Below are 4,038 nucleotides of genomic sequence, written 5' to 3'. Positions count from 1 at the left end.
GAAAACGTAATGTTTCTTCAATTAGTTTTGCTGCAGCTTTAGCCATGTCCATTGTCTGAACTTCTAAAGATTCTCTAACTCCTAATTCACGTCCATCAATCACAGGACGAATTCCTACTTTTGGTAGTCTACCAATTAATCTACTCATGATTTATACTGTTTTTTGGTTTATGTAAATTGTTCTAATTCTGTTAATTGTTCGTTTGATAATCCTGCTGGTTGAAAACCTGCAGCCCAACACATCATTAGCATTTTAGCTCCTTTATTTGCTACATCTAAAAAGTCCCATGCTTTCATTACATCTGGTGCTGTTGCAGTTGCTCCATGCTTTTCCCATAATGAAACGTTTCTTGTTTTAAAAGCGTCCATTGTTACTTCTGCTAAAGCTGCAGTGCTAGACAAAGCATAAGGTGTACAGTGAATTCCTTTAGGAACAAATACTTTAACCTCAGGGCACATCATCCAAATTTGTCTGTTTAATTCTTCTTCATTATCAAACAACTCATGGTGACTCATACAAATTAACTCTAGTGGATGCGTATGCACAACCGCTAAATTTTCTGGGTGATATTTAGAGTTAAATAAATGAATACTCGCGTGAGAAATTAACTCACAAGTTGGTCCAAAATTAGGTCTGTTTCCTCCCCAAATAATAGAATATGCTGTAGCAGTTTCATTTATATAAAGAATACATGATACTTCTTCTAACATATCTACTAAATCTCTTAAATAACAACCAGTACCTGTAATATAAATTACAAATCCAGCTGATTCTTTTGGGAAATCAAAAGGAACTTCTTCTCCAATTCCTTGCACATCTTCTTTTTTAAAGAATGATGTTAAGTTCATAGAAATATTACCAGCATTTCTTTCTGCCCATTCTCTTTGCCATAAATATCCTGCTACTTTAGATACTTTTTTTAATTCTGTTTGTACTTCAATAGGAAGTTTTAAAGTCTTCATAATCTGTTCATAATTTAGTTTACAAAACTATTAGATTATTACTTTTAATAAATATTCAAAAAACGTATTTTTGTATCTAATTTAAACATTGTCTAAAAAATGAAAATCTCTAAAAAAGTAGGTTTAGGAGATCCATCTGACAATAACCAACATTTTATTGACCTAAAACTAAAGCTACTATGTTGTAGATATTGGTTATTAGATTTATGGGATTGTCATGACATGGTTTTTCCTTATTGGAGAATTTATTGGAATAAAAATGAAGGTGGCCAATTAATCCATAATGATAAAGTTACTTCCATGAGCCCTGAGGTCTTATATATTATACCTCCTTTTACATCCTTTTCATCTCAATTTACAAAAAATCACATTCATAAAACAGGAATTCATGTTACAGGCAAGCATTTAACAAATATTATTGATGAAAATGAATATAAAGAAAGGTCATTGATTCACTTCTTTACGCATTTTAATTTAGGTGTTCCTTTTGATAATGTATATCCTCAAATTATTGAAATTGAATTAACTGATTATTTAAAAGAAAGACTTACTTATTTAACAGAAAGATTAAAAATAGAAAACAAAGACTTTAAACTTACTTTTAATTTAAAATTACAAGCTTTTATAAAAGAAACACTAACTTATATTGGTCCAGAATTGTGGAAAACAATTAACATAGATGACCGTGTTTTAAAAGTTATTCGTTTTGTAGAAATAAATGTTTATAAGAAACTAAGCAATGCAGAAATTGCGGGTTTAGTTCATATGGCTTCAAATTCTTTTGCCAGATTATTTAAACAAGAAATGAATATTTCTGTTCATAATTTTATTCAGAATAGAAAAATTGCAAAAGCTTGTGATTTATTTGAACATTCAAATAATACAATTGAAGAAGTATCTTTTAAATTGGGTTTTTCAGATAGATATCATTTTTCAAGAGTTTTTAAATCAGTAACTGGCTTAACACCTGCCACATACAAATCCGGAAAATATACTTAAGACAATTTTTCAATATCAAAAAAACCATCAACAAGAAGGCATATGTTTAAATTGTACATATTATTGATTGTTATGGATAAAACCGTTTTGGCTTTCAGTTTATATGTTTGTACACATTCAATATTTAAAACTTATTAGATTCTATAAAGACTCTATACTAACAACATAAGTTTGATTGTATACTAACTATAAAAAAACCTTTAACATGAAAAAATTTGATCAATTTATTAATGGAAAATTTGTTCAATCAACCTCAACAGAAGTAATTGAAATTCTAAACCCTTGTACAGAAGAAGTATTGTCTTTAATGCCAATTGGAAGTGTTAAAGATGCTGAGTTAGCTTTAGATGCAGCTCAAAATTCTCAACATAAATGGAAATCTCTTGCTGCAATTGAAAGAGCTGGATATTTAAATAAAATGGCATCTATTATTCGTGATAATAGAATTTCATTAGCTAAAACTTTAGCAGCTGAACAAGCAAAAGTAATAGGATTAGCTCAAGTAGAAATTGATGTAACTGCAGACTATTTTGATTATTATGCTGGTTTTGCAAGGAGAATTGAAGGAGAAATTATACAAAGTGATAGACGTAAAGAACATATCTTTTTACACAAAGCACCTATTGGAGTTGCAGTTGGAATTTTACCTTGGAATTTTCCTTTTTTTGTGATGGCAAGAAAAGTTGCAGCATCTTTAATTACTGGTAATACTTGTGTAATTAACCCTAGTTCTATTGCACCGAATACTGTTATGGAGTTTGCTCAATTAATTGAAAAAATAAATATTCCTGCAGGTGTTTTAAATTATGTTTGTGGTAAAGGTAGTATTGTTGGAAATGCACTTTCAAGAAGCCCCAAAACAGGTATTATTAGTTTAACAGGTAGCGTTGGAGCAGGTCAGATGGTTATGGAGGCTGCTTCTGAAAACATTACAAAGGTTTCTTTAGAATTAGGAGGAAAAGCTCCTGCAATTGTTTGTGCAGATGCAAACTTAGAATTGGCTGTAAATGCTGTTGTAAGTTCTAGAATAATTTTTAGTGGACAAGTTTGTAATTGTGCTGAACGTGTGTATGTAGAAGAATCTATACATGATCAATTTTTAGACATGATTACTGCAAAAATGAAGACTATAAAAGTTGAAGACGCTTTTTCTGACAACAATCCAGATATGAGTAGCTTGGTTTCTAAAGCGCAACTAGATAAAGTTACTGAAATGGTAGAGTTTGCTAAAAAAGAAGGTGCTGAAGTATTGGTTGGAGGATCTAGGTCTCCTCAGTTTAATAAAGGGTATTTTTATCAACCAACATTATTAACAAATGTAAAACAAGACATGCAAATCATACAAGAAGAAGTTTTCGGTCCTGTTTTACCAGTGATGAAATTTAATACTCTAGACGAAGCTATTTCTATGGCAAATGATTCTGAATTTGGATTAACATCTTCTATTTTCTCTGAAAACTTTAATAAAGTAATGCATGCTGCAGAAGAATTACAATATGGAGAAACCTATATAAACAGAGAACATTTTGAAGCAATTCAAGGTTTTCACGCAGGTTGGAAAAAATCTGGGTTAGGTGGAGCAGATGGTAAACATGGTATGGAAGAATATTTACAAACTAAAGTAATATATGCTCAATATCAATAAAATATTTAGAAATTAGTTAACAAGTACTACTAATGTTTTAATTATATAAACTTAGTAGTACTTTTAGTATATTTAATTTTTTAATCTAAAAATAAATTATGTCAACCATAAAAAAAATACCCGTAGTTTCAAAAGAGTATTTACTTCCATTTATTGTTATCACTTCATTATTTTCTTTGTGGGGTTTTGCTAATGATATTACAAACCCAATGGTGGCTGCTTTTAAAACTGTAATGGAAATTTCAACAGCAAAAGCTGCATTAGTGCAATTAGCCTTTTATGGAGGATATGCAACAATGGCAATACCTGCAGCTCTTTTTGTAAGAAAATACAGCTACAAAAGCGGTATTCTTTTAGGTTTAGCAATGTATGCTATTGGTGCTTTATTGTTTTATCCTGCTGCAGAATTTGAAATGTTTGAGTTCTTTTTA

4 protein-coding genes and 1 pseudogene are annotated in these 4,038 nt (G+C 30.2%); 3 read left to right on the top strand and 2 right to left on the bottom strand.

From position 1 onward, the window contains the following. Together ABJG40_RS13915 and rhaD are read right to left on the bottom strand one after the other, a co-directional pair. On the bottom strand, positions 1-148 hold a 148-nt coding region (locus ABJG40_RS13915; RefSeq protein ID WP_348025196.1), incomplete at its 3' end, for a hypothetical protein. A 20-nt stretch (positions 149-168) separates the two neighbouring features. Next, positions 169-963: a rhamnulose-1-phosphate aldolase gene (gene rhaD, locus ABJG40_RS13910; protein WP_348025195.1), complete on the bottom strand. Its 795-nt coding sequence runs from the start codon at positions 961-963 to the stop codon at positions 169-171. A gap of 99 nt (positions 964-1,062) precedes the next feature. On the opposite strand from rhaD, the gene ABJG40_RS13905 reads away from it, so the two are divergent. The 3 genes and pseudogenes from ABJG40_RS13905 to ABJG40_RS13895 form a co-directional block, all read left to right on the top strand. Further along, complete coding sequence (locus ABJG40_RS13905) at positions 1,063-1,962, top strand: AraC family transcriptional regulator (RefSeq protein ID WP_348025194.1); 900 nt, start codon at positions 1,063-1,065, stop codon at positions 1,960-1,962. Positions 1,963-2,167: 205 nt separating this feature from the next. After that, a complete protein-coding gene (gene aldA, locus ABJG40_RS13900) occupies positions 2,168-3,607 on the top strand; it encodes an aldehyde dehydrogenase (RefSeq protein ID WP_348025193.1) in 1,440 nt (479 codons plus the stop codon). Between the two features lie 98 nt (positions 3,608-3,705). Further along, positions 3,706-4,038, top strand: a pseudogene (locus ABJG40_RS13895) (MFS transporter); the annotation flags it as partial.

It is taken from the genome of Polaribacter sp. (genome assembly GCF_039939415.1).
Classification (GTDB): Bacteria; Bacteroidota; Bacteroidia; order Flavobacteriales; family Flavobacteriaceae; genus Polaribacter.
The sequence above is the reverse complement of the archived record's forward strand: the minus strand, read 5'-3'. Positions and strand labels throughout refer to the sequence as shown.